Genomic DNA, 21,458 nt, shown 5'->3' with positions numbered 1-21,458 from the left:
CCACTCACGACCCCCGGAGGGGGCGCAGGTGCTGCTCCGCCACCGTCACGACCGCGCAGTCGCCGGGCACCAGGCCGTCCTCGCCCGGCGCGAGGCAGACGAGGGTGCCGGCCGCCGTGTCCACGTCCACCCGGGTGACCCCGCCGAGCGGGACGACCCGGCGCACGGTTCCGGGGACCCGCAGCCCGGCGGCCTCCCCCACCGAGCAGTCCTCCGGCCGGGCGACGCAGAGGTCCGTACGTCCGGTGACGGCGGGCGGCAGCAGGTTCGTGAACCCGACGAGCCGGGCGCAGTCGACGTCGACCGGCTCGTCCAGCACCCGCCCGGTCGGGCCGAGCTGCCGGATCCGGCCCGCGACGAGCAGCGCGGTCCGCCCGGCCAGCGCGACGGCCTCGTGCCGGTCGTGCGTGACGAGCACGGTCGCGGTGTCCAGCCCGCCGAGCACCGCACGAAGGTCGGCGAGCAGGTCGGCGCGGGTGGCGGCGTCCAGGCCGGCGAACGGCTCGTCGAGCAGCAGCACCCGCGGCGCCACGGCGAGGGCGCGGGCGATCGCCACCCGCTGCGCCTCGCCGCCGGACAGCGTACGGGCGGGGCAGGACGCGAGGTGCCCGATGCCCAGCGCGTCCAGCCACGGAGCCGACCGGCGCCGCGCCTCCGCCCTCCCGACGCCGCGCAGCCGCAGGCCCGCCGCCGCGTTCGCCGCCGCCGTCCCGTGCCGCAGGATCGGCCGCTGCAGGACGGCCGCCACCGCGCCCCGCAGCTCGCGTGACCCGGCCGGCCGGCCGTCGAGGAGCACCTCGCCGGTGCGGTGCAGGCGGCCCAGGCGTCCGAGCGCCCGCAGCAGCGTCGACTTCCCCGCCCCGTTCGGCCCCAGCACGGCGAGCGCCTCGCCCGCGCCGACGTCGAGCGTCGGGACGTGCAGCAGCTCCCGGCCGCGCGCGCTCACCCGCAGGTCGCGGCAGCCGATCCGGGAGCGAATCGCACGGCCTCGCTGGCGCTCGGCCGGCGCTTCGCGCGGGCGCTGTGACATTGATTCGCTCGCAAGCTCGCTCATTGCCCGCGCTGCCCGGCGAACGTCACGACCAGGTTCACGGCGAAGGCGAGCAGCAGCAGGACCAGCCCGAACGCGATGGCGAGCCCGAACTCGCCGCGGCTGGTGGCGAGCACGGCCGCCGTGGTGAGCACCCGGGTCTGCCCGGCGATGTTGCCCCCCACCATCTGCGCCGCGCCGACCTCGCTCACCACGGCGCCGAACGCCGCCATCGCCGCGGCGAGCAGCGGCAGCCGCGACTCGGCCCCGAGCGCGCAGAGCGCCCGCACCCGGGTGGCACCGAGCCCCTGCATCTGCACCAGGAACTCCGGGTCGACCTGCTGCAACGCGGCCGCCACCAACGCGACCACCACCGGCGTCGCGATCACGGCCTGGGCCACGACCATCGCGGTGGGCGTGTACAGCAGCCCCAGGCCGCCGAGCGGCCCGCTACGCCACAGCAGGACGGTGACCACGAGCCCGACGACCACCGGTGGCAGCCCCATCCCGGTGTTCGCCGCGGCGTGCAACAGCCGCCGGCCGGGGAACGAGCCGAGCGCGATCGCGGCGCCGAGCGGCACCCCGACCAGCGCCGCGATCAGCGTGGCGCCGAGCGAGACGCGCAGCGTGAGGAGGGTGATCTCCCAGGTCTCGGCGTCACCCGAGAACAGCAGCGACAGCGCCTGCGCCACCCCGTCGAGCAGGACGTCCATCAGGCGTCAGTCGCCGGTGGGATCCGGCTTGCCCGCATCGGGGACGAACAGCGGCTGCCCGTACTCGGCGCCGCCGAACTCCCCGATGCGCTGCTGCGCCTCCGGCCCCGTGATCCAGTCGGCGAACGCGGCGCCCGCGTCGGGCTGCACCCGCTCGCCGGCGCGCCTCGTCACCTCGATGACGTGGTAGACGTTCAGCAGCCCCGGATCGCCCTCGACGAGCACCCCCAGCCCGCCGGGCTGGGACAGGTACGTCGCGCGGTCCGACAGGGTGTAGCCGGCCTTCTCCGCGGCCACCCGCAGCGTGGCCCCCATGCCCTGGCCGGTCTCCTGGTACCAGGACCCACCCGGGGCGACTCCCGCCTCCTCCCACAGCGACTTCTCCCGTGCGTGGGTGCCGGAGTCGTCACCGCGGGAGACGAACGGCGCCGCTCCCGTGGATGCGATCCGCCTCATGGCGTCGTCGACGGCGGTGCCCCGGACGCCTGCCGGGTCGGCCTCCGGTCCGAGCAGCACGAAGTCGTTGTGCATGACGAGCAGGCGGCGCCCCGCCGTGCCCTCGGCGACGTACTCCTCCTCGGCGGCGGGCGAGTGCACCAGCAGCACGTCGGCCTCGCCGCGGCGGCCCATCTCGATCGCCTGCCCGCTGCCCACCGCGACCGGCTTCACGGCCCAGCCCGTGGCGGCGGTGAACGCCGGGAGCAGGTCGTCGAGCAGGCCGGAGTCCTGGGTGCTCGTGGTCGTGGCGAGGATGAGCGAGCGCTCGGCGGACGGCCCGGCCGCGGGCGACCCGCACGCCGCGAGCACCAGCAGGACGACACCCGCAACCGATGCTCGCATCTGTGCTCGCACAGACCGGGACTATAGGGTCGCCAGGCGTGACCCGGTACCGCGAGATCTGCGCCGAGCTGGCCGGCCGGATCGGCACGGGCGACCTCGACGAGGGCGCCGAGCTGCCCGGTGTGCGCGAGATGGCGCACCGGTTCGACACCACGGCGTCGACGATCGGCCGGGCCGTCCGCACCCTCGCGGACGCGGGTGTGATCGTCACCGCCGATCGGCGCCGCAGCCGCATCGCCGCGGGCGGGGCCATCGCCGCCCGCCGCTTCCTGCACGGCGAGCAGGTCTTCCGGCTGGCCGGCAGCGACGACCCGGCCCTCGACGTCGTGCTCCACGGCCTCGGCCGCGCCGTCCGGTCGATCGGCACGGAGGGGAGCTTCGGCGGGCTGCGGGCGGTGCGCCAGGGCCTGGCCGACGGCGCCGCCGTGCACCTGCTGCACCACAGCGGCCGCTTCAACGCCCCGTTCGCGCGCGGGCTGCTGCGCGGGCTGCGACCCCACCTCGTCCACCTGTGGAGCCGCGAGCAGGGCCTGCTCGTGCCGCCGGGCAACCCCCGGGGCCTCACCACGGCGGGCGACCTGGCCAAGGTGCGCGTCGCCAAGCGCCGGTTCGGCACCGGTACCCGCGTGCTGCTCGACCGGCTGCTGCTCGAGGCCGGCCGCGACCCGGACGCCGTGACCGGCCCGGAGACCGGCTCTCACCTGGAGACCGCGTTGGCGGTGGCGTCCGGCGTGGTCGACGCGGGCCTCGGCGTCCGCTCGGTGGCCCACGACCTCGACCTCGAGTTCGTGCCGTTGGTGTCCGAGGAGTACGACGTCGTGCTGCGCGGCGAGGCCCTCGACGCCGCGGCCCCGCTCGTCGCCGCCCTCCTCGACCCGGCCAACCGGGCGGCGATCACCGCCCTCGGCGGCTATGACGCCTCCCGAGCCGGGACGGTCGAGGACCTGGAGGCGTGACCCGTCAGGCGGGGTCGGGGGCGGGCGCCGCCCAGGCCGCGAGGCGCGGGGCGAGGGCGGCGTAGACGGCGGGGTCGGTGCCCATGCCGGTGTGGCTGCTCCCGACCTCCACCCACTCGGCCTCCGGGTCCCGGCAGGACCGCCAGCCGACGACGCCGTCGTCGCGGGAGTAGATCGAGACGGCCGGCACGGGAAGCGGCGCCGCCAGGCCGTGGGCGGTGGCCGCGCTGCACGGCCCGGTCAGGCAGTCGCCGTCGACCAGGCCGCGCACGCCCAGTTCGGACAACCGGACCACGGCCGGCAGCACCATGCCGGCGAGGCCGGCCGCGTCGAGCGGGTCGAGCACGGGGCTGCCCAGCATCGCGAGCCCGCGCACCAGGTCGGGCCTGCGGACGGCGACGATGCGCGCCAGCATCCCGCCCCGGCTGTGCCCGACCAGCACGACCGGGCCCCCGGTGCGCTCGGCGTGCTCCCCGACGCGCCGCTCGAGCCGGTGGACGAGCTCCTCGGTGCAGCCGATGTTGATCCCCAGCCCGGCCCCGGTGGGGCTGTAGCCGCGGCGGGCGAGCCACCGGCGCAGCATCCCCATGGACGCGTCGGCACCGGCGAACCCGGGCGCCACGACCACGCCCGTGCCGCCGCCGTCGGGGACGCCCGCCTGCCAGACGGCGTGGCGCACCAGGGCGGGGGTCGTCAGGCCCAGCGCGGGCCCGAGCGAACGCCCGAGGTGTCGCGCGACGCGACGCACCCGGTGCCACGGCGCCGCGGGCAGGTCCACCGTCACCGGCTCACACCCCCCGCTCGACGGGCAGCAGCCCTCGATCGACGGCCTTGACCAGGGCGGCGTGATCGGCTTCGGTCTGGTCGGCGTAGGCGCGGGCGAACCGGCGCATGGCCTTCTCCACGTTGTCGGAGCCACCGACGTAACCGGCGATCATCGACGCTCCGCTGGTGCGTGCGTGGCCCTTGGCGAGCAGGTGCCCGAGCACACCGGCGTAGTCGGCGAGGGCACGCGCGTCGATGGCGTCGAGCGCCACCGTGCCCTTCATGTTCCGGAACTGCCGCACGTAGTACTGGCGCTCGTTCACCGTGGTCCAGCCCAGCAGCGGGTCGCTCACCGTCTGGAGTGCCTGCTGGTACTCCACCACCCGCTGGCCCTGGTGGGCGTGCCAGGCCGACTCGCCGTGCACGTGCCGCGCGAGCACCGAGCGGCGGGCCTGCTTGAGCTGCAGGAACACCACGTCGTCCGGCGAGGAGCCCTCCAGCAGCGCCACGTAGGCGCGCAGCCCGACGCTGCCGACGCCCACCACCTTGTGCGCGATGTCGACGAGCGTGTAGCCACCCAGCACCCGCCGCCAGTGCGGGGCGAGGGTGAGGAGGTACTCGTCCAGGGCCAGGGCGAGCTCCTCGGCCTCGGCGTCCGGCACGCGGGTGATGAGCGGCGCCTCCTCGACGATCCGGCGGCTGCCCTCGATCTCCCTCGTGAACCGCGGGAGGGCACGGTCGCTCGTGCGGTGCCGGGCGCGTCTGGCGGCCCGTTCGACCTCCGCCCGCAGTGGCTTCCCGCTCTCCTGCGCGAGCCGGTCGACGTCGAGCCGCTGGTAGGAGCGCGAGAGCAGCGGCTGGTCGGCGAGGTGGCGCACCTCGTCCCGGTACGCCGCGACGCAGGCTCTCACGGCGGTCTCGCAGCCGTCCTCGCTCGAGCCGTTCTGCCGCCCGGCCACCCAGATGCTCGCGACGAGCCGGCGCAGGTCCCACTCCCAGCACCCGGGGTGGGCCTCGTCGAAGTCGTTGAGGTCGATGACGAGGTCGCGTTCCGGGGAGGCGTAGAAGCCGAAGTTGCCCAGGTGCGAGTCGCCGCAGACGACGGGCATGATCCCGGTGGCGGGCAGTCGCGCCACGTCCTCGGCCATGACGGTCGCGGTGCCGCGCAGGAAGCCGTACGGCGACTCGATCATCCGGCCGACCCGCACGGGCACCAGCCGGTCCACCCGGCCGGCGTGGCTCTCCATGATCAGCTGGATCGGGTCGCGGCGGTCCGCGGGCGGGCTCCACTCGCCGAGCGAGGCACGCGGCACCCGCTTGCGCAGCGCCTTGCCGAGCGCGTACCGCTCCGCCCGCTCCACGGGACGCTGACGCAACGACGAGTAGGGCGTGCCGTCGGCGTCGGCGAGAACGGTGTGGCCGCGAACCGGACCGACAACCGGGAGCTGGGCAGAGCCGGTCACGCCGTGATGTTACGCCTCGCGTGCCGCCTGGCCGGGCCTAACCACCGACGACGCCGACCGCCACGGCCAGCAGCGCGCCTCCCGTCGCGGCGTCGACCGTGCGCCGCACCCGGGTGCGGGCGAGCGCCGCCCGGCCCCGGGCCGCGACCGGGATGACGATCGCCCACCACAGCGTGGACGCCAGCACGGTGGTGCCGGCCAGCAGGAGCAGTTGGGCCGTGACCGTGGGTCCCGGCACGACGAACTGCGGGATCAGGCCGAGGAAGAACAGCAGCGCCTTCGGGTTGAGCAGGTTGCCGGCGAGGCCGTCGAGGTAGGGGTGCGGGCCGTGCACGCGGGCCGGCGTCGCCGCGGGACCCCGGACCAGCGCGGCGCGCAACGCGTGCACGCCCAGCCACACCAGGTAGGCGGCGCCGGCGAGGCGGATCGCGGTGAGCACGTCCGGGCGGGCCGCCAACACGGCGGAGAGCCCGAGCGCGGCCGCGGCCGTGTGCCCGGCGAGCCCGGTCACGATCCCGGCGGCGGCCCGCGCGCCCCGGCGCGGGCCCGCGAGCGCGTGCCGCAGCACCACGGCGAAGTCGGGGCCCGGCGTGCACAGGACGACCAGCAGGACGCCGACGAACGCGGTCCAGCGCTCGAGCGTCACGGGACCGGGACGGGGTCGGTCAGGGCGGGCAGGTGCCTGGTCAGCCTGCGGACGGCGGTGCCCGACCCGAGCAGCGCGAGGGCGTGCACGCCGATGTCGGCGGTCGGGGTGCGGGCCACCGCGGCGGCGTAGTCGGCGTAGGTGGGTGCGGCCTGTGCGAGGTCGGGGAAGGCCAGCGCGGTGACACCGGCGTCCGGCGCGGCCGCACGCAGGGCGACGAGCTCGGCGGGGGATGCGGCGAGCACGGGCACGACGATCTCCGCGATCCCGGCCCAGTGGCCGCCGGAGGCGTCGGTCAGTTCGGGTCCGAGCGCGGCGGCACCCGCGGCGCCCGCGGTCGCGCCGAGCACGGCGGCGGCGTTGGCGATCAACCACCGGGGGGCGGCGGGATCGAGGACGAGGACACAGCGGGGAGGCACTCCCCCAATCTCGGGCATCATCCGGGTTCCAGCAAACAAGTCCGGATATCATCCGGCTCATGGCCCGTGATATCGATCTGGATCCGGTCGACTGGCGCATCCTGCGACAGCTGCAGGACGACGCGTCGATCACCAACAAGGAGCTGGCCGCGCGGGTCGGCCTGCCCACCTCCTCCTGTCACGAGCGGGTGCGGCGGCTGCGCGCGCTCGGCGTGATCGCGGCCGTGCGCGCGGTGGTGGACCCGGCGGCGATCGGCCGCGCGCTGCAGGCGTTCGTCGCCGTCCAGCTGCGCCCGCACCGCAGGGAGTTCGTCGAGGCGTTCACGGCGGCGGTGCTCGCGCTGCCGGAGACCCTCGCGCTCTACACGGTGTCGGGCCCGGACGACTTCTTCCTCCACGTCGCCGTCGCCGACAGCGCCCACCTGCACCGCCTGATCGTCGACCACCTCACCACCCGCCCCGAGGTCGGCCACGCCCAGACGCACCTGATCTTCGACCGGCCGATGACCGCGCCGGTCCGCCCCACCCGTTGACTCAATACAGATCAGATCTGTATTGTAAATGAGGTGCCCGGTCGTCCCCGCAGCCAGGAAGCTGATGCCGCGATCCTGGCCGCCGCGCTCGACCTCCTGCTCGAGCGCGGCGTCGGGGCGACCAGCATCGAGCAGGTGGCCCGGCGCGCCGGTGTCACCCGGGCCACCGTCTACCGGCGGTACCCGGACAAGACCCGGCTGCTGATCGCCACCGTGGAGGCCGCATACGGCAACCCGCCCGCGGCACCGGAGATCGGCGACGTCGAGCACCTGCTCCCCGGCTGGGCCCACGTGCTCGCCGACCCGCGCCAGCGCCGCCTGCTGCGCCGCCTCTACGGCGCCATCGACGACTTCCCCGAGCTCGTCCGGGCCTACGAGACGCGCTTCGGGGCCCACCGCGACCAGGCCCGCAGGCGGGTCATGGAGCGGGCCCGCGACCGCGGGCAGCTGCCACCCGACACCGATCCCGACGTCCTGCTGGACCTCCTCACCGGCGCGGTCTGGCAGCACCTGGTCACCCGCCCGGACACGACCCCGCCCGCCGAGGTCGAGCGGTACCTGCGGGCCGTCCTGCACCAGGCCGGCTACCGGCCGGAAGGAGAACGAGATGCAGATCGATAGCGCCCGCACCGATGGAGCGGCGCAACTGCGCACCCGGGCCTTCGCCCGGGTCATCGGCCCCTACGTCGCGACCTTCGGGATCGTCTACGCGATCCGCCTGCCCGACCTGAACGACCTGGTCGGCGACCTGTTCGCGCAGACGTTCAACCTGCTGATGCTCGGCGCCATGATGCTCGCCGGAGGGCTGGTCATCATCGGCCTGCACCGCAACTGGCGCGGCCCGCTCGCCGTGACGGTGTCGCTCTTCGGCTGGTTCGTCGCGGTGCGGGGGTTCCTGCTGATCGCCAGCCCATCGACGATCCAGGCGGGCGTCGACGCCACCATGCTCTCCCCCACGGCGACGATCGTGGCCCGCGTGTTCTTCGCGGCGCTCGGCGCGCTCGGCCTGGTGCTGGCGTACGCGGGCTGGTTCAGGGCACCGGCGCGCACCACGTGATCCGCCCGGGCGGGGGCGCCGGCACGGCGTCCGGGTGCAGCGCCCACGCCATCGCCTCGATCCCGTCGACGAGCCGGGGGCCGGCCCGCACCACGTAACCGTCGGCATCGATCGCCAGCACGCCCGCGTCCGGGAACCGCTCGCACACCGGCACCGACTGCGCCGCGGCGGCGTCGAGGCCGTAGCCGCACGGCGCGACGAGCACGACATCGGGGGTCAGCGCGACCAGGTCGGCCCAGCCGGCCGCCGTGCTGCGACCGCCCGCCACCGCGCCCACCGGCTCCCCGCCCGCGCGGCGCACCAGCTCCGGCACCCAGTGCCCGGCGAGGAACGGCGGGTCGACCCACTCCAGGACGAGCACCCGCGGCCGCGGGCGAGCACCGACCGCCGCCTCCACGGCGTCCAGCCGTTCCCGCAGGACACCGACGAGCCGGTGCCGGGCACCGATCCGGTCGCCGACCGCCGCGATCGACGCGAGCACGTCCTCCACCGACCGGGGGTCGAGCGACAGCACGTCGGCCCGGCAGCCGATCGCGTCCAGCGCGTCGGCCACGGTGCCGGCCGGCAGCGCGCACACCCGGCACAGGTCCTGGGTGAGGATGAGGTCCGGTTCCAGGGCGGCCAGCGCCGCCCGCGCCAGCTCGTACATCGGCAGGCCGCGGGCGGTCCGATCCCGGACGACCGCGTCGATCTCGCCGGGCTCCAGGCCGGGCGGCAGGGCGGTGTCGACGACGACCGGGATGCGTCCGCGGATCGCCGGGTCGCACTCGTACGTCACGGCGACCAGGTCGTCCGCGCGCCCGAGCGCGACAACGATCTCCGTGGCCGCCGGGAGCAGCGAGGCGATCCGCACAGGCAGAGGTTAGGCGCCATGCCGTGACCAGCACGGCCACGTTTGCCGAAGTCGCACATTTTCGTGCCCCACCCGGGCGTTCGGGGCACGCTCTCGGGCATGCCCTCCACGCGTACCCGCCGCCGGCGCGACACCCCACCCCCGCGCACCGGACCCGGCGAGAAGGACGTGCTGCGCGGCTTCCTCGACCACCTGCGCAACGCGGTGGCCGCCAAGGCCGAGGACGTCCCGGAGCCGCAGGTCCGCACCCCGGGCGTCCCGTCGGGCACGTCGCTGCTGGGGTTGGTCCGACACCTCGCGCACGTCGAGCGGTTCACCTTCCTCGGCGAGGAGGTGGCCGACTGGCCGGGCACGTTCCGGCCCCGGCCCGAGGAGACCGTCACATCCGTCCTCGCCGACTACCGGGAGGCCGTCGACCGGGTGAACGCGGTGATCGACAGCTGCACCGACCTGACCGCGCCGGTGGCCCGGCCCACCCGCAGCGGCGGCTCGCCCTCGATGCGCTGGGCGCTGGCCCACATGATCGAGGAGACCGGCCGCCACGCCGGGCACGCCGACATCCTCCGCGAGCTGATCGACGGGTCGACGGGCCGCTGACCCTGCGGTTGGGCGAGTCGGCACGAGGTGCGTGTGGGTCGAGGCCCGGGGGCGAGCGATCGTTGCGAGGTGCGGCCCGATGCCTCCGGCCGGGCGGTGTCGCGAATCCCGGATCGATCACGACCCGCTGATCGTCACGAGATCCGGTTCGACACCCTCTGTCCTGGGGCTCGGGCGGGCGCCCCCACCGACCTCGACCGTCAGTTCGGGTGCATGAGCGCCCGGCCGGTGGCCGGGTCGAAGACGTGGGCCCGCCGGGCGTCGAGGAGCAGCTGGGCGCGTGCCCCCTTCCGCAGCGACGTGCCGCCGCGGACGCGCGCGACCAGCCGCGCGCCGTCGGCCTCCCCCGGCAGCCCGACCTCGGCGCTCACCACCGCGTCGCGCCCGGGGCGCTCCACGCTCCGCACCGACACCGGCACCGCCACCGACGCGGGGTCGGCGTCGGGGCCGGCCTCGGTGACGTCCTCGGCCCGCAACCCGAGCAGCACCCGGCAGTCGACGCGGGCGGCGAGCTCGTCCGGCACCGGCCCCCACAGCGGGATGGTGCGCTCACCGACCCGGAAGCCGGCCGCACCGCCGGACGTGACCAGGCGGGCCGGGAGCAGCCCGATCCCGGCGTCACCGACGAAGTCGGCGACGAACGTGTCGACCGGTGCCTCGTACACCCGGCGCGGCCGGTCGACCTGCCGGATGCGGCCCTCGTGCAGCACGGCGAGGCGGTCGCCGACGGCCATCGCCTCGGCCTGGTCGTGGGTGACGTAGATGGCGCCTGCACCCGCCTTCCGGACGGCGTCGACGATGGTGCGGCGGGTGCGGGCGCGTTCGGCGGCGTCGAGATGGGCGAGCGGCTCGTCGAACAGGAACGCCCGGGGCGTGCGCACGAGCGTGCGCCCGATCCCGGTGAGCCCGGACTCCCCCGCGGAGAGCGTGTGCGGCAGCCGCGGCAGCAGCCGGACCAGCCCGAGCAGCCTGCTCCGGGCGGCCACCCGCTGCGCCGCCTCCGGTTCCGGCACGCCGAACGCACCGGCCGAACGCGCGAGGTTGGCGGCCACGTCGAGGAACGGGACGAGCGTGGTGGAGCGGAAGACCATCGAGACGTCGCGCTGGGACACCGGGACCGCGGTGACGTCGCGGCCGGCGACCAGCACGCGCCCGCTCCGCGGCCGCTGGAGCCCGGCGACGGTGCGCAGGGCGGTGGTCTTGCCGCTCCCGGACGGCCCGACGACCGCGAGCACCTCACCGGCGCCGGCCAGCAGCGTGACACCGCGGAGCGCGGGCACGTCGCCGTAGGTGACCGTGACGTCGACGAGGCCGGTAGCAGTGTCCACGTCAAAGGACGGTAAGCACCGTCCCCGACAGTTGTCATGCGACTTCTCTCGTGCACCTGCACCCGGCCCCCGTCATCCCGCCCTGCCCGCGGGTGCCCACGGAGCCGGTGGCCGGCGGCGGGTTCTACGGCCTCGCGCGGAGTGGGCGGTGCGGCGGCCCCTCACCGACGCCGCCGGCTTCGCGGCGGTGGAGCATTGGCGCTCCGGCCCCGCGCTGCAGTTCCCGGATGGTGGGGGGTCCGATCGGGCCGACCCATCTCGATGACGTTCCGCGATGCGGCGATTTCTATTTGCGAATCGCCCAGATGCCGATGATTCCGGCGTATGGGTAACGTCCTGGACTCATCGCTTTACCCTCCCCGTCCGTCCCGTGATACTCGGCGCGACAGGCGTGACGCAAGGTCGAGAGGGGTCCGCAATGGCGCAGGTACCTTCGCAGGTAGGCCGGTCGACGAGGCCACCGAAGGCTCGGCGCTTCCTCGTGGTGGCGGTCGCGGCAGCCCTCGGCCTTCTCACCGCGTGCGGCGGAAGTGGTGGTGGGGCAACGGCCGACAACGAGCCGGTGACGCTGAAGGTGGGCGTCATACCGATCGCCGACGTCGCCCCGCTCTACCTCGGGATGAAGATGGGCTTCTTCGAGCAGGAGAAGCTCACGATCGAGCCCCAGCAGTTCGCGGGCGGCGCCGAGATCCTGCCCGCCGTGCAGAGCGGCGACCTGCAGATCGGGTTCTCCAACACGACGTCCATGCTCATCGCGGCGAGCAAGGGCCTGCCGGTGCGGATCGTCGCGCAGGGCGTGCAGGAGGGCGCGACGGAACCCGAGTCGTGGACGCACCTCTTCGTGCGCAGCGACAGCGACATCCAGTCGCCGAAGGACCTCGCGGGTAAGACGATCGCGATCAACACCCTGCAGAACATCAACGACGTGCTGACGAAGGCGGCGCTGGAGAAGCAGGGGGTCGACGTCTCCACGCTGCAGTTCGCCGAGGTGCCGTTCCCGGAGATGAACCAGGCGCTCGAGGGCGGCGACGTGGACGCGATCGTCGTGGTGGAGCCGTTCCGCACGATCGCCGAGAAGAACGGCCTGCGCGACATCATGCCCACCATCTACGACGTCGACCCCGGCCTGACCGTGGCCACGTACTTCGCCATGGAGCCCTACATCCAGCAGAACCAGGACGCGGTGGAGCGGTTCGTCCGCGCGATGAACAAGTCGCTGACCTACGCCGCCGACCATCCCGACGACGTGCGCGCCACGCTGGGCAGCTACACCAAGATCCCCGCCGATCTCATCGGCCAGGTCCGCCTCCCGCACTGGGGCACCGACCTCAACCAGCCGTCCATCGAGCTCATGGGCCGGCTGAGCAAGCAGTACGGGCTGATCGAGGAGGAGCCGAACCTCGCCGACCTGATCTGGCAGCCCGGTGCGAGCTGATGTTCGCGCCTGGGGGCCGCCGGCCGCGGGCATCGCCGCGGCGCTCCTCCTCGCCGAGCTCGCGTCCCGGGCCGAGGTGCTGCCCAGCAACTACTTCCCGCCGGTGTCGCAGATTCTCGTCCGGCTCGTCGGTGAGCTCGGTCAGGGCGGCTTCTGGGCGGCCATCGGGCACACCCTGCAGGGCTGGGCGCTCGGGCTGGGCCTCGCGATCCTCCTGGCGATCCCGATCGGGGTAGCGATCGGCACGAGCGCCGTGCGCTACCGGGCGTGCCGGATGCTGATCGAGTTCCTGCGGCCGATCCCCTCGGTCGCGCTGATCCCCCTGGCCATCCTCGTCTACGGGATCGGCCTGGAGAGCAAGGTCTTCCTGGCCGCGTTCGCCGCTCTCTGGCCGCTTCTCATCCAGACCGTGTACGGCATGCAGGACGTCGACCCGGTGGCGCTCGACACCGCGCGGGTCTTCGGGCTCCGCCGCAGCGAGCGGCTCACCCGGGTCGTGCTGCCGAGCGCGATCCCGTACGTGGCCACCGGGCTGCGGATCTCGTCCACCGTCGCGCTCATCCTGGCGGTCACGGCGGAGCTCGTGATCGGTTCCGAGGGGCTGGGCCGGGAGATCAACGCGGCCAGGGCCGGGGCCGCCACCGACCTCATGTACGCGCTGATCATCGTCACCGGCCTCGTCGGCTGGGGGCTCAACGGGATCTTCTCCCGGGTCGAGCGGCGGGTGCTGCGCTGGCACCCGTCGCACCGGACGGTCGAGGGGAGCGTGTCGTGACGAGCACCTGGCGGCGGGTCCGGCTGATCCTGCTGGAGCTGGCCGTACCGGTCGTCGTCGTCGCAGCCTGGTGGGTCTGGTCCGCGAACGCCGACAACTTCTACTTCCCGGCGCTCTCCGAGATCCTGCGGACGTTCGGCGACACCTGGGTGTTCGAGCGGGTGGGCAGCGATGTCCTGCCGAGCCTGGCGCGGCTCGGCGCCGGGTTCGGCATCGCGGTGGTGGTCAGCATCCCGCTCGGCACCGTCCTCGGCCTGTCCACCGCCGCACGGCGGGTCACCGAGCCGATCGTGGAGTTCGTCCGGGCCATCCCGCCGCCCGCCCTGCTGCCGTTCGCCATCCTGGTGCTCGGCGTGGGCGACGCGATGAAGGTCTTCATCATCGCGCTGGTCGGGCTGTGGCCGATCCTGCTCAACACCATCGACGGGGTCCGCGGCGTGGACCACACCATGCTCGAGACGGCGCGCGTCTACGGGGTGCGCGGGGTGGAGCGGCTGCGCCGGGTGATCTGGCCTGCCGCGCTGCCCCAGATCTTCGCGGGGATGCGCACCAGCCTGTCGCTGGCGCTCATCCTGATGGTGATCAGCGAGATGGTGGCCAGCACCAGCGGGATCGGCTACTTCATCCTCCAGTCGGAGCGCTCGTTCGACATTCCCGAGATGTGGTCCGGGATCGTGCTGCTCGGCCTGCTCGGCTACCTGCTCAACGCGGCGTTCGGCCTGGTGGAGCGGAAGGTGCTCAGGTGGCACCGCGGTGCACGTGCGAGCGCCCTGCAGTGAGAGGACGGTTCATGCTCGAAGTCGTCGGCCTCAGCAAGACCTACGGAGAGGGGGAACGCGCCACCCGCGCGATCGGGGACGTCAGCTTCACCGTCGAGGCGGGCGAGTTCGTCTGCGTGGTCGGTCCGTCCGGGTGCGGCAAGACCACGCTGCTGAGGTGCATGTCCGGGCTGCTGCGGCCGAGCTCGGGGCAGGTGCTGCTGGGAGGACGCCCGATCGACGGCCCGCCGGAGGAGGTGGGCTTCGTCTTCCAGGAGTACAGCCGCTCGCTGATGCCGTGGATGTCCGTGCGCGACAACATCGCCCTCCCGCTCCGCCACAAGCGCCTGGCCAAGGACGAGCGGGCGCGGCTCGTCGAGGAGGCGGTGCGATCGGTGGGGTTGACCGGTTTCATCGACCACTTCCCCTGGGAGCTGTCCGGCGGGATGCAGCAACGGGTGGCGATCGCCCGCGCGCTCGCGTACCAGCCGGAGATCCTGCTGATGGACGAGCCGTTCGCGTCGGTCGACGCGCAGACCCGCGCCGACCTGGAGGACCTGGTCCTCCAGGTGCGCACCGAGTACGGCATCACGGTCCTGTTCGTCACGCACGACATCGACGAGGCCGCCTACCTCAGCGACCGGGTGGTCGTGCTGACCTCGGCGCCCACCGAGGTGCAGGAGGTCCTGAAGGTCGACCTGCCCGTTCCGCGCGACCAGGTCGAGACCAAGGAGCTCCCCGAGTTCGCCCACCTCCGGGCCCACATCTTCCGGGCGATCAAGCGCAGGCAGCCGGGAGCACGCTGAAGGGCTCCGGCCGTAGCGTTGCTGTCGGCACAGCAACGGACACAGGCACTCGAGATCACAGCGCTCGACGCGACAGCTGCTCCCGCACCGAGCTCACGACAGGACCGCTGATGGGTGCATCGCCGGCCGCATGTGGCCGCTCCCGCACCAGGCGGCCGATCACGGTCGTCGGTCCCCGGGCTTGATCAGCAGATCGGTGCACCGATCGTGGCGATCAAGGCGCTGCGAGGTGGCCGCCTGGGCGTCGCAGTAGGTCGGGTCCTCCAGCGCACTCCCGGATTCCCACATCTTGGGAATTGAGTCGGGTCGACTCATGTTGAGGGGAGTGCTGGGCCGGAGCGGAGCCGACCCTCATACCCCCGAGGAGATCATCATGAGCACCCTTTCCCTGTGGACCAGGCGCGACCCGTTCGCCGATTTCGACGCCCTGTTCCGGGCGGCCCGCGAGCCGCGCGGTTTCGTGCCGGCCGCCGAGGTCGAGCGTGACGGCGACGACGCCGTCGTCCGGCTGGAGCTGCCCGGCCTCGACGCCGAGCGCGACATCACCGTCGAGATCGACGGCGGTCGCCTCGTGGTGCACGGCGCGCGGCGTGACGAGCGCACCGAGGAGCGGGACGGCCGCAGCCTGCGCGAGGTGCGGTACGGCTCGTTCCGCCGCAGCTTCGGCCTGCCGGCCCACGTGACCGGCGACGCCGTCACCGCGTCGTACGACGCCGGCGTGCTGACCGTGCGCGTGGCGGGCGCCCACACCGGCAACGGTGCGAGGCAGATCCCGGTGACCACCGGGACGGCGATCGAGTCCGGCGAGCAGCCGGCCGCCTGACGATCCTGACGAACGGCGCGCTCGTCGGCACCCGGCCGACGAGCGCGCCGTTCGTCGTATCCGGGGCCGGCCGCATCACCGGTGCACCTCCACCCCGTCGGCCGACGGTCCGCTCGGGGGCATCTGGTAGCCGTGGGCGGTCATCCGGGTGTCCGGCCGCAGCTCGCTCGGGACGCAGTCGGGCCAGTAGCGCTCGGGCACGCGCCCGCTCACCGGGTTGCGGTAGTGGAACCACATCGGCAGCACGTCGGGCCACACCACGGTCCGCCCGGCGCCGCCGCGGAACCCCTCTTCGCGCACGCCGAGCTCGGTCAGCGTGATGTCCGGCGGGTACTCGGTCAGCAGCCGGCTCCCCGGCGGGTTGGGCGTCCCCTCGAGCGGGTCCTCCGCGCAGGCCCACCCGCCGTGCCAGTCCGGCGACGAGAAGTAGTGCTCGTCGATGGTCAGGCTCCACAGCTTCCAGCTGCCGTCCTCCAGCACCGCCTGGTCGTTGGGGTACATGCCGCCGGCGAACCCGGTGAAGCCCGGGGTGACGGTCATCGAGGTGCGGGGCTGGAACAGCCGCGTGCGCAGGGTCGCCGACCTGCCGTCGTGGGACACCAGGACCACGGGTTGGGTGCGCCAGTGGAAGGAGATCCGGACGCGGAGCGAGTCCGCCGCCCGGGGGCCGCCGTAGAAGGCGGTGGCCGCTCCCGCGATGCGGTCGCGACCGACGTAGTAGCCGGCGAACGGGCTCTGCTTGTTGCCGTGGGTCGCGAAGAGCCCCGCCATCTGCGGCCACTGGAAGTCGTCGAGGTAGTAGCCGTAGGCCGCCGAGACGTTCTCCACACCGTCGTAGGCGTGCGAGCGGGCCAGGCGGCGCCGCAGCTCGGCGACGTCCGCACCCGGCTGCTCGGGCCCGCCGGCCACCGGCGGCCGGTCCGCGCGCCCGGACACCTCGAGGAAGGGCGGGGCGCCGCGCTCCGCCCGGCCGAGCGTGCCGCCCTTCCCCCACCCCTCGGCGTAGTCCGCGGCGAGCAGCGGGGTGACGTGCACCTCCTGCAGCCTCCACAGCCCGCCGTCCTCGACGAAACGGTTGCGGAACACCGAGAACTCCCAGGAGCCCTCGCGCCGGTGGGTGTCGCCCAGCATGCCGATCTCGATCCCGCGGGCGACCGCCTCCCGCCCGCCCGGCCGGACGTCGACGATCAGGTCGAAGACCGGGTGGTCGTTGAGCCGGCCGTGGGAGATGCCCTCCGGGCCCATCCGCTCCATCGCCCGCCGCACGCCGTCGGCTCCCCGGAACTCGCCCACCCCGTCTATCCGGACGACGGGATCGGGCGCGAACAGGTCGACGACGTCGCTCCACATCCCGCGGTCGACGTAGTAGCCGTAGGCGTTCTGGAGGTTGCGGACGGCATCCTCGTCGTTCAGCCGGTCGATCCGCTCCGCGAGCTGCGCCGCGCTCGCCCCGGTACGCGGGGCCGGACCGGCCGGGGCCGGGATCGGGACCCCGACCTCGTCGAGCGTGAAGTGCGGCGGGACGATCGGCAGCTCGGCGCCCCCGACGTTGGTCCATCCCGTCGCGTAGTCGCCTTCGTACAGCGGGTGGAAGTGCAGGGTGGCGATCCGCCACCGGCCGTCCTCGCGGACGTAGGTGTTCTCGTGGATCCCGGCTTCGATCCGCGCCTCGCCCGCTCCGTCGCCGAGGAAGAGCATGCCGTTCCACCGGCACGCGGCCGTGCGGCCGTCGACCGAGAGGTTCACCAGCGGCTGCTCGACGACCTCGGTGTGCAGCGCCCCGGGTCGGCCCGCCGCGGCGCCGCGGGCCGCGAGCCACCGCGCGATCGCCTCCCGCCCGACCACGGTGTGGCCGGCCCAGCGCACGGTGCCGCCCTCGGCGAACAGCGCCGCCACGGCGCCCCAGAGTCCGAACTGGGCCAGGTGCGTGTAGGCGCGCTGCACGTCCTTGACCTCGCGCACCGACTCGACCCGTTCGACGTCACGCGCGAGCTCGTCGACCTGCCTGCTCATCCGGTCACCGAGTACACGCGGGCGGCGTTGTCGTGGAGGAAGCGTCGGGCCTCGTCGGGGGTCAGGAAGTCGGCAGCGGAACGGGCCATCGCCGTCTTCTCGGTGTAGTTCCAGAGCGTGCTCTGGCCGACGTCGGAGCCCCACATGACGCGGTCGGGGCCGAATCCGTCGACGAGCCGCCGGACGATGTGCGCCGGCCGCACGCCCTCCGCGACGAGCCGTTCCATGTTGATCTCGGTGATCTTGAAGTGGACGTTCGGCACGTCCTCGAAGATCGCGATCGTCGCGTCGATCCCGAAGTCCGGCGGTCCGGGCAGCACCACCTCCTCCCCCGCTTCACCCGCCAGCTTCACCTCGTACTGGGTCATCCCGTAGGGCATGGCGCCGTGGTCGAGCAGGATCGGCAGGTCGGGGAACCGGCGGGCGATGATCTTGATCAGCGGCAGCAGGTAGGGCAGCTGCTTCGTGAACAGGATCAGGGTGATCGGGGTCCCGAGCTCGGCGCAGGCCTTCCAGACCTCCATCGCCTGCGGCGAGCTCATCCAGGCGGTGTCCAGGATCCAGGGCCGGGTGTGCGCCAGGCGGAAGCCGCGCACGTGGTCGTCGCGGACCATGTGGCGGTAGCGGTCCGGCGTCGCCGGGTCCTGCGCGTCGAGCATCACCACCGGGTGCAGCCGCCCGGGGTGCTTGCGGGCCGACTCGATGATGTAGCTGTTGTCGTACCCGTAGAGGTGACCGCGCTGGACGAGGCACGCGGCGGTGACGTCGTGTTCGTCCATCATCCCGATCAGCGAGTCAACCGTCACGGTGTACGCGGTTCGGGCCGGGGTCGGCAGGTCGGGCCGCAACGGCTGGGGCGGGTAGGCGTCCCAGTCGTCGGAGACCAGGTGCGCGTGGGTGTCGAAGAGCGGCAGGGATGTCATACCGGTTCCTGTCCTCGTTGGTGTCCCGAACCGGAAGTCCGGTGCATGAATCGGCGGATCCAGGTTTCCGCCGGGTGCGCCGGGGGGCCGGCCTCGTACCGGGCGTACTCGGACGGTTCATCGGTGCGGCCAGCGGGAAGCTGGGCCGTCGAGTTATGTGGTGGACTTTCGGTTCGGGGCACTAGAGCGTCGGCGTCATCGTCAGCCAGGCCTTGCGCTCGGCGAGCGCCTGCGGCTCGTCCAGGCCGTGCCAGCGCGCGGTGCTGACCGTGGGGAACCCGCCGTTGAACCAGGCCAGCGGCGCCTGGATCATCAGCTCCGCGGCGCGGGCCTGCAGCGTCTTGTAGGCCTCGCCGCGCTCGGTCTGGTCGGTGGCGGCGAGGGCGGCCGCCGCGGCGGCGTCGATCTGCGGGTCGCAGATGCCCGACGGGTTGGACGCCGCGGCCTTGCGCTCGTTGCAGGTGTACCACCGGGTGATCCCGATGCTGGGTTCGGCGCCGAGGCTCGTCCGCAGGAAGGCCAGGTCGAACTCGTTGTCCTTGTAGACCTTCTCCGTGAACACCGCGCCCGACGTGCCGACGAGCTCCGCCCCGATCCCGACCTCGGCCAGCATCGACTTCACCATCTCCGCCGTGGCGGCCGTCGCCGTGAGGGAACTGATGTAGCGCAGTGTGAGGGTGAACCGGAGGCCGTCCGGGCCGCGTGGGAACCCGGCCCGGTCGAGGGTGGCGTTGATCGCGGCGAGGTCGTGCGGGAAGTCGCGGTCGAAGTCGATGTCGGTGTTGAGCGCCCACTCCGGCCGGTCCGGGAACAGCCGCTTCGCGGGGACCCCCACCCCCGCCAGCGCGGTCTGCGCGACCGCGGTGCGGTCGGCCGCCGCGAACACCGCGGCCCGGACCGCCGGATCGGCGAGGTGCTCGCCGCGCGCGTTGAACATCATCGGGATGTACTCGGGGAAGGTGCCGGCCTCCATCAGCCGCGTGTTCTCGTCGGCCTCCACCCGGTCCTGCTGCGACACGTCCAGGATCGCCTCGTCGATCTCGCCGGAGAACAGCGCCTCGGCGCGGCTGTTGGGGTCCGGGATGATCGTGAAGACGGCGCGGTCGACCTGGACCTCGCCTCCCCAGAAGTCGGGGTTCTTCTCGAGCACGACCTCCTGTCCCGGCGTGTAGTGGCCGAACTTCATCGGGCCGGTGCCGATCGGTTCCTTGTTCGCCTGGTTGGTGACGTAGTCGGTGCCCTCGTAGACGTGCTTCGGCACCATGAACTGCTCCGCGACCGCCTCCAGCAGCGGGCCGTAGGGCTGGTCGAGGTGCACGACCACGGTGCTCGGGTCGGTGATCTCGACCGACTCGATCCGGTCGGCGAGCGCGGCACCGTAGGTCGACAACGGCACGATCTCTTCGAAGTTGAACTTCACGTCCTCGGCCGTGAACGGCCGCCCGTCGTGCCACCTGACGCCCTCGCGGAGCCGCAGCGTCAGGTCCAGCCCGTCCGGGCTGACCTCCCAGCTCTGCGCCAGCGCGGGCGAGAGCGTCGAGTCGCTCGCCACGAAGATCAGCGGGTCCATGATCTGCGCGCTGAACGTCTTCGGGATCGAACCGGTCACCAGCTGCGCGTTCAGCCCCATGGTCATGGGGTCGCCGTTGATGGCCCGGACCCAGATCCGGTCGCCGTCGCCGCCACCGCTGCCGCTGCAGGCGGCCAGCGCGAGCGCACCGGCCACCACGGCCGCGAGCAGCCGCCCCCGTCGAGTTCTCGTCATCGCATGTCTCCTGCCTCTCTGCAGAGATCCGTCCGGGACCAGCGGATTCAGTCGAGGTTCAGCAGGTACGTGGGGTTGTCGACGAGCATCCGGCGCAGGTGCTTCTCGTCGACGCCGTGGTCCAGCAGCGCCGTCGTGACCTCGATGAACGCGTCGACCGGGCGGGTGCGCCCCACCTGTCCCAGGTCGGAGGCGAGCACTGTGCGCTCGACGCCGACCGCCTCGATCCACTCCAGCAGCACCTCGATCCCGAAGTGCTGGTGATCGTCGGGCAGGTACATGCCGACCTCGTGCTCCATGAACACGCCCCGCTCGGCGAGGTCGACCGCCTGCGCGAGCGTCAGATCGCTGATGAAGTTGGGATGGCTGGCCACCATCCGCTGCACGCCGCGCTGGGCGCCCACCGCGAACAGCTCGGCCATGTCGTCGGGATGCAGGTGCCCCCCGTTCAGGACGGCCCCGGTCTCGGCCACGACGTCGGCGACCTGGACGACCTCGCCGCGCAGCCGGCCCTCGTCGTCGTGGATGAGCACCGGCACGGTCGTGAGCTGCACGGCGCTGCGCGGGAATCCCGCCGCGAGCGCGGCCTCCTGGTGCTCGATGTGCCGCCGGGAGGAGAACGTCGGAAACCAGACGATCTTGCCGCCCATCCGCAGGCACATCTCCACCGCGTACGGGTTGATCCCGCCCACCTGGTTGTTCAGCACGATGCCGCCGAACACCCTGGTGCTGATCCCCTCGAACGACCGGTGCGCCGCGTGCAGGTCCATCACCGTGTTGTGGTGGTGGGACTTGGCGACGAACGCCCGCATGTTGATCCGCTGGCCGTCCCGGGCGCCGTCGACGTGGTCGAACTCCCGCGGGAACGGGCCCGGCCCGGAGTGGCAGTGCAGGTCCACCAGCCCGTCGAGGATCCGGGCGACGGTGGGGCTGGGCTCCATGGACGACCTCCGTGACATC

Annotated in this window: 23 protein-coding genes; 10 read left to right on the top strand and 13 right to left on the bottom strand. The window is 73.3% G+C overall.

Going from position 1 to position 21,458, the window contains the following annotated elements; genetic code table 11:
* Nucleotides 1-4: 4 nt before the first annotated feature.
* From ACU436_RS18545 to ACU436_RS18535, 3 genes are all read right to left on the bottom strand, one after another.
* Complete coding sequence (locus ACU436_RS18545; protein ID WP_459026857.1) at nt 5-946, bottom strand: ABC transporter ATP-binding protein; 942 nt, start codon at nt 944-946, stop codon at nt 5-7.
* Nucleotides 947-1,050: 104 nt separating this feature from the next.
* Nucleotides 1,051-1,743: an ABC transporter permease gene (locus tag ACU436_RS18540; protein WP_459026855.1), complete on the bottom strand. Its 693-nt coding sequence runs from the start codon at nt 1,741-1,743 to the stop codon at nt 1,051-1,053.
* A 6-nt stretch (nt 1,744-1,749) separates the two neighbouring features.
* Nucleotides 1,750-2,583 carry an ABC transporter substrate-binding protein gene (locus ACU436_RS18535; protein WP_459026853.1) on the bottom strand — a complete coding sequence of 278 codons (834 nt, stop codon included), beginning with the start codon at nt 2,581-2,583 and terminating at the stop codon, nt 1,750-1,752.
* Between the two features lie 38 nt (nt 2,584-2,621).
* Between ACU436_RS18535 and ACU436_RS18530 the strand changes: the two genes are divergently transcribed.
* Nucleotides 2,622-3,539, top strand: coding sequence for a substrate-binding domain-containing protein (locus ACU436_RS18530; protein WP_459026851.1), 918 nt, complete (start codon nt 2,622-2,624; stop codon nt 3,537-3,539).
* A gap of 4 nt (nt 3,540-3,543) precedes the next feature.
* Here the strand turns inward: ACU436_RS18530 and ACU436_RS18525 are convergent, their stop codons facing one another.
* The 4 genes from ACU436_RS18525 to ACU436_RS18510 are packed head-to-tail and all read right to left on the bottom strand — an operon-like array spanning nt 3,544 to nt 6,832.
* On the bottom strand, nt 3,544-4,323 hold the full coding sequence (locus tag ACU436_RS18525) for an alpha/beta fold hydrolase (protein WP_459026849.1): 780 nt from the start codon (nt 4,321-4,323) through the stop codon (nt 3,544-3,546).
* Between the two features lie 4 nt (nt 4,324-4,327).
* Nucleotides 4,328-5,767, bottom strand: a complete 1,440-nt coding sequence (locus ACU436_RS18520; protein ID WP_459026847.1) for a DUF2252 domain-containing protein — start codon at nt 5,765-5,767, stop codon at nt 4,328-4,330.
* Between the two features lie 37 nt (nt 5,768-5,804).
* The gene (locus ACU436_RS18515) at nt 5,805-6,413 is read right to left on the bottom strand and encodes a LysE family translocator (RefSeq protein WP_459026845.1); all 609 of its coding nucleotides are present in this window, start codon (nt 6,411-6,413) and stop codon (nt 5,805-5,807) included.
* Nucleotides 6,410-6,832, bottom strand: a complete 423-nt coding sequence (locus tag ACU436_RS18510; RefSeq protein ID WP_459026843.1) for a DUF2000 family protein — start codon at nt 6,830-6,832, stop codon at nt 6,410-6,412. Before ACU436_RS18510 ends, ACU436_RS18515 begins: the two co-directional genes overlap by 4 nt.
* Nucleotides 6,833-6,891: 59 nt before the next feature.
* Between ACU436_RS18510 and ACU436_RS18505 the strand changes: the two genes are divergently transcribed.
* The 3 genes from ACU436_RS18505 to ACU436_RS18495 are packed head-to-tail and all read left to right on the top strand — an operon-like array spanning nt 6,892 to nt 8,422.
* A complete protein-coding gene (locus tag ACU436_RS18505; RefSeq protein WP_459026842.1) occupies nt 6,892-7,365 on the top strand; it encodes an Lrp/AsnC family transcriptional regulator in 474 nt (157 codons plus the stop codon).
* Between the two features lie 33 nt (nt 7,366-7,398).
* The gene (locus tag ACU436_RS18500) at nt 7,399-7,986 is read left to right on the top strand and encodes a TetR/AcrR family transcriptional regulator (RefSeq protein ID WP_459026840.1); all 588 of its coding nucleotides are present in this window, start codon (nt 7,399-7,401) and stop codon (nt 7,984-7,986) included.
* The gene (locus tag ACU436_RS18495; protein ID WP_459026838.1) at nt 7,973-8,422 is read left to right on the top strand and encodes a hypothetical protein; all 450 of its coding nucleotides are present in this window, start codon (nt 7,973-7,975) and stop codon (nt 8,420-8,422) included. Before ACU436_RS18500 ends, ACU436_RS18495 begins: the two co-directional genes overlap by 14 nt.
* Here the strand turns inward: ACU436_RS18495 and ACU436_RS18490 are convergent.
* A complete protein-coding gene (locus tag ACU436_RS18490; RefSeq protein WP_459026836.1) occupies nt 8,397-9,275 on the bottom strand; it encodes a TroA family protein in 879 nt (292 codons plus the stop codon). The genes ACU436_RS18495 and ACU436_RS18490 overlap by 26 nt on opposite strands.
* Nucleotides 9,276-9,374: 99 nt before the next feature.
* Here ACU436_RS18490 and ACU436_RS18485 point away from each other — a divergent pair, with 99 nt between their 5' ends.
* Nucleotides 9,375-9,872, top strand: coding sequence for a DinB family protein (locus ACU436_RS18485; protein ID WP_459026834.1), 498 nt, complete (start codon nt 9,375-9,377; stop codon nt 9,870-9,872).
* A gap of 200 nt (nt 9,873-10,072) precedes the next feature.
* Here the strand turns inward: ACU436_RS18485 and ACU436_RS18480 are convergent, their stop codons facing one another.
* Entirely contained in the window at nt 10,073-11,200 is a 1,128-nt protein-coding gene (locus tag ACU436_RS18480) for an ABC transporter ATP-binding protein (protein ID WP_459026832.1), read from the bottom strand.
* A gap of 562 nt (nt 11,201-11,762) precedes the next feature.
* Between ACU436_RS18480 and ACU436_RS18475 the strand changes: the two genes are divergently transcribed.
* The 5 genes from ACU436_RS18475 (at nt 11,763) to ACU436_RS18455 (ending at nt 15,797) form a co-directional block, all read left to right on the top strand.
* Nucleotides 11,763-12,635 carry an ABC transporter substrate-binding protein gene (locus ACU436_RS18475; RefSeq protein ID WP_459026831.1) on the top strand — a complete coding sequence of 291 codons (873 nt, stop codon included), beginning with the start codon at nt 11,763-11,765 and terminating at the stop codon, nt 12,633-12,635.
* Nucleotides 12,625-13,410 carry an ABC transporter permease gene (locus tag ACU436_RS18470; RefSeq protein ID WP_459026829.1) on the top strand — a complete coding sequence of 262 codons (786 nt, stop codon included), beginning with the start codon at nt 12,625-12,627 and terminating at the stop codon, nt 13,408-13,410. The genes ACU436_RS18475 and ACU436_RS18470 overlap by 11 nt, the downstream gene beginning before the upstream one ends.
* Nucleotides 13,407-14,189, top strand: a complete 783-nt coding sequence (locus ACU436_RS18465; RefSeq protein WP_459026827.1) for an ABC transporter permease — start codon at nt 13,407-13,409, stop codon at nt 14,187-14,189. The genes ACU436_RS18470 and ACU436_RS18465 overlap by 4 nt, the downstream gene beginning before the upstream one ends.
* Before the next feature lie 11 nt (nt 14,190-14,200).
* On the top strand, nt 14,201-14,974 hold the full coding sequence (locus ACU436_RS18460) for an ABC transporter ATP-binding protein (RefSeq protein WP_459026825.1): 774 nt from the start codon (nt 14,201-14,203) through the stop codon (nt 14,972-14,974).
* Between the two features lie 373 nt (nt 14,975-15,347).
* A complete protein-coding gene (locus tag ACU436_RS18455) occupies nt 15,348-15,797 on the top strand; it encodes an Hsp20/alpha crystallin family protein (protein ID WP_459026823.1) in 450 nt (149 codons plus the stop codon).
* A 75-nt stretch (nt 15,798-15,872) separates the two neighbouring features.
* Here ACU436_RS18455 and ACU436_RS18450 read toward each other — a convergent pair whose 3' ends face one another.
* The 4 genes from ACU436_RS18450 to ACU436_RS18435 form a co-directional block, all read right to left on the bottom strand.
* Nucleotides 15,873-17,810, bottom strand: coding sequence for a nuclear transport factor 2 family protein (locus tag ACU436_RS18450; RefSeq protein ID WP_459026821.1), 1,938 nt, complete (start codon nt 17,808-17,810; stop codon nt 15,873-15,875).
* A complete protein-coding gene (locus tag ACU436_RS18445) occupies nt 17,807-18,733 on the bottom strand; it encodes an amidohydrolase family protein (protein WP_459026819.1) in 927 nt (308 codons plus the stop codon). Before ACU436_RS18445 ends, ACU436_RS18450 begins: the two co-directional genes overlap by 4 nt.
* 181 nt (nt 18,734-18,914) lie before the next feature.
* Nucleotides 18,915-20,498, bottom strand: a complete 1,584-nt coding sequence (locus ACU436_RS18440) for an ABC transporter substrate-binding protein (protein ID WP_459026817.1) — start codon at nt 20,496-20,498, stop codon at nt 18,915-18,917.
* 47 nt (nt 20,499-20,545) lie between these two features.
* The gene (locus ACU436_RS18435) at nt 20,546-21,439 is read right to left on the bottom strand and encodes a DUF6282 family protein (protein WP_459026816.1); all 894 of its coding nucleotides are present in this window, start codon (nt 21,437-21,439) and stop codon (nt 20,546-20,548) included.
* Nucleotides 21,440-21,458 lie beyond the last annotated feature (19 nt).

The sequence above is a fragment of the Pseudonocardia wallangbongensis genome, assembly GCF_054486945.1.
Note: the sequence above shows the minus strand (reverse complement) of the source record. Positions and strands in the feature narration are given on the sequence as shown.

Excerpts from the sequence above, each read along its gene's own strand:
- ACU436_RS18455 (WP_459026823.1), top strand. The coding sequence starts at position 15,348 with ATGAGCACCCTTTCCCTGTGGACCAGGCGCGACCCGTTCGCCGATTTC.
- ACU436_RS18450 (WP_459026821.1), bottom strand. The coding sequence starts at position 17,810 with ATGAGCAGGCAGGTCGACGAGCTCGCGCGTGACGTCGAACGGGTCGAG.
- ACU436_RS18540 (WP_459026855.1), bottom strand. The coding sequence starts at position 1,743 with ATGGACGTCCTGCTCGACGGGGTGGCGCAGGCGCTGTCGCTGCTGTTC.
- ACU436_RS18445 (WP_459026819.1), bottom strand. The coding sequence starts at position 18,733 with ATGACATCCCTGCCGCTCTTCGACACCCACGCGCACCTGGTCTCCGAC.
- ACU436_RS18485 (WP_459026834.1), top strand. The coding sequence starts at position 9,375 with ATGCCCTCCACGCGTACCCGCCGCCGGCGCGACACCCCACCCCCGCGC.
- ACU436_RS18440 (WP_459026817.1), bottom strand. The coding sequence starts at position 20,498 with ATGACGAGAACTCGACGGGGGCGGCTGCTCGCGGCCGTGGTGGCCGGT.
- ACU436_RS18435 (WP_459026816.1), bottom strand. The coding sequence starts at position 21,439 with ATGGAGCCCAGCCCCACCGTCGCCCGGATCCTCGACGGGCTGGTGGAC.
- ACU436_RS18495 (WP_459026838.1), top strand. The coding sequence starts at position 7,973 with ATGCAGATCGATAGCGCCCGCACCGATGGAGCGGCGCAACTGCGCACC.
- ACU436_RS18535 (WP_459026853.1), bottom strand. The coding sequence starts at position 2,583 with ATGCGAGCATCGGTTGCGGGTGTCGTCCTGCTGGTGCTCGCGGCGTGC.
- ACU436_RS18505 (WP_459026842.1), top strand. The coding sequence starts at position 6,892 with ATGGCCCGTGATATCGATCTGGATCCGGTCGACTGGCGCATCCTGCGA.
- ACU436_RS18460 (WP_459026825.1), top strand. The coding sequence starts at position 14,201 with ATGCTCGAAGTCGTCGGCCTCAGCAAGACCTACGGAGAGGGGGAACGC.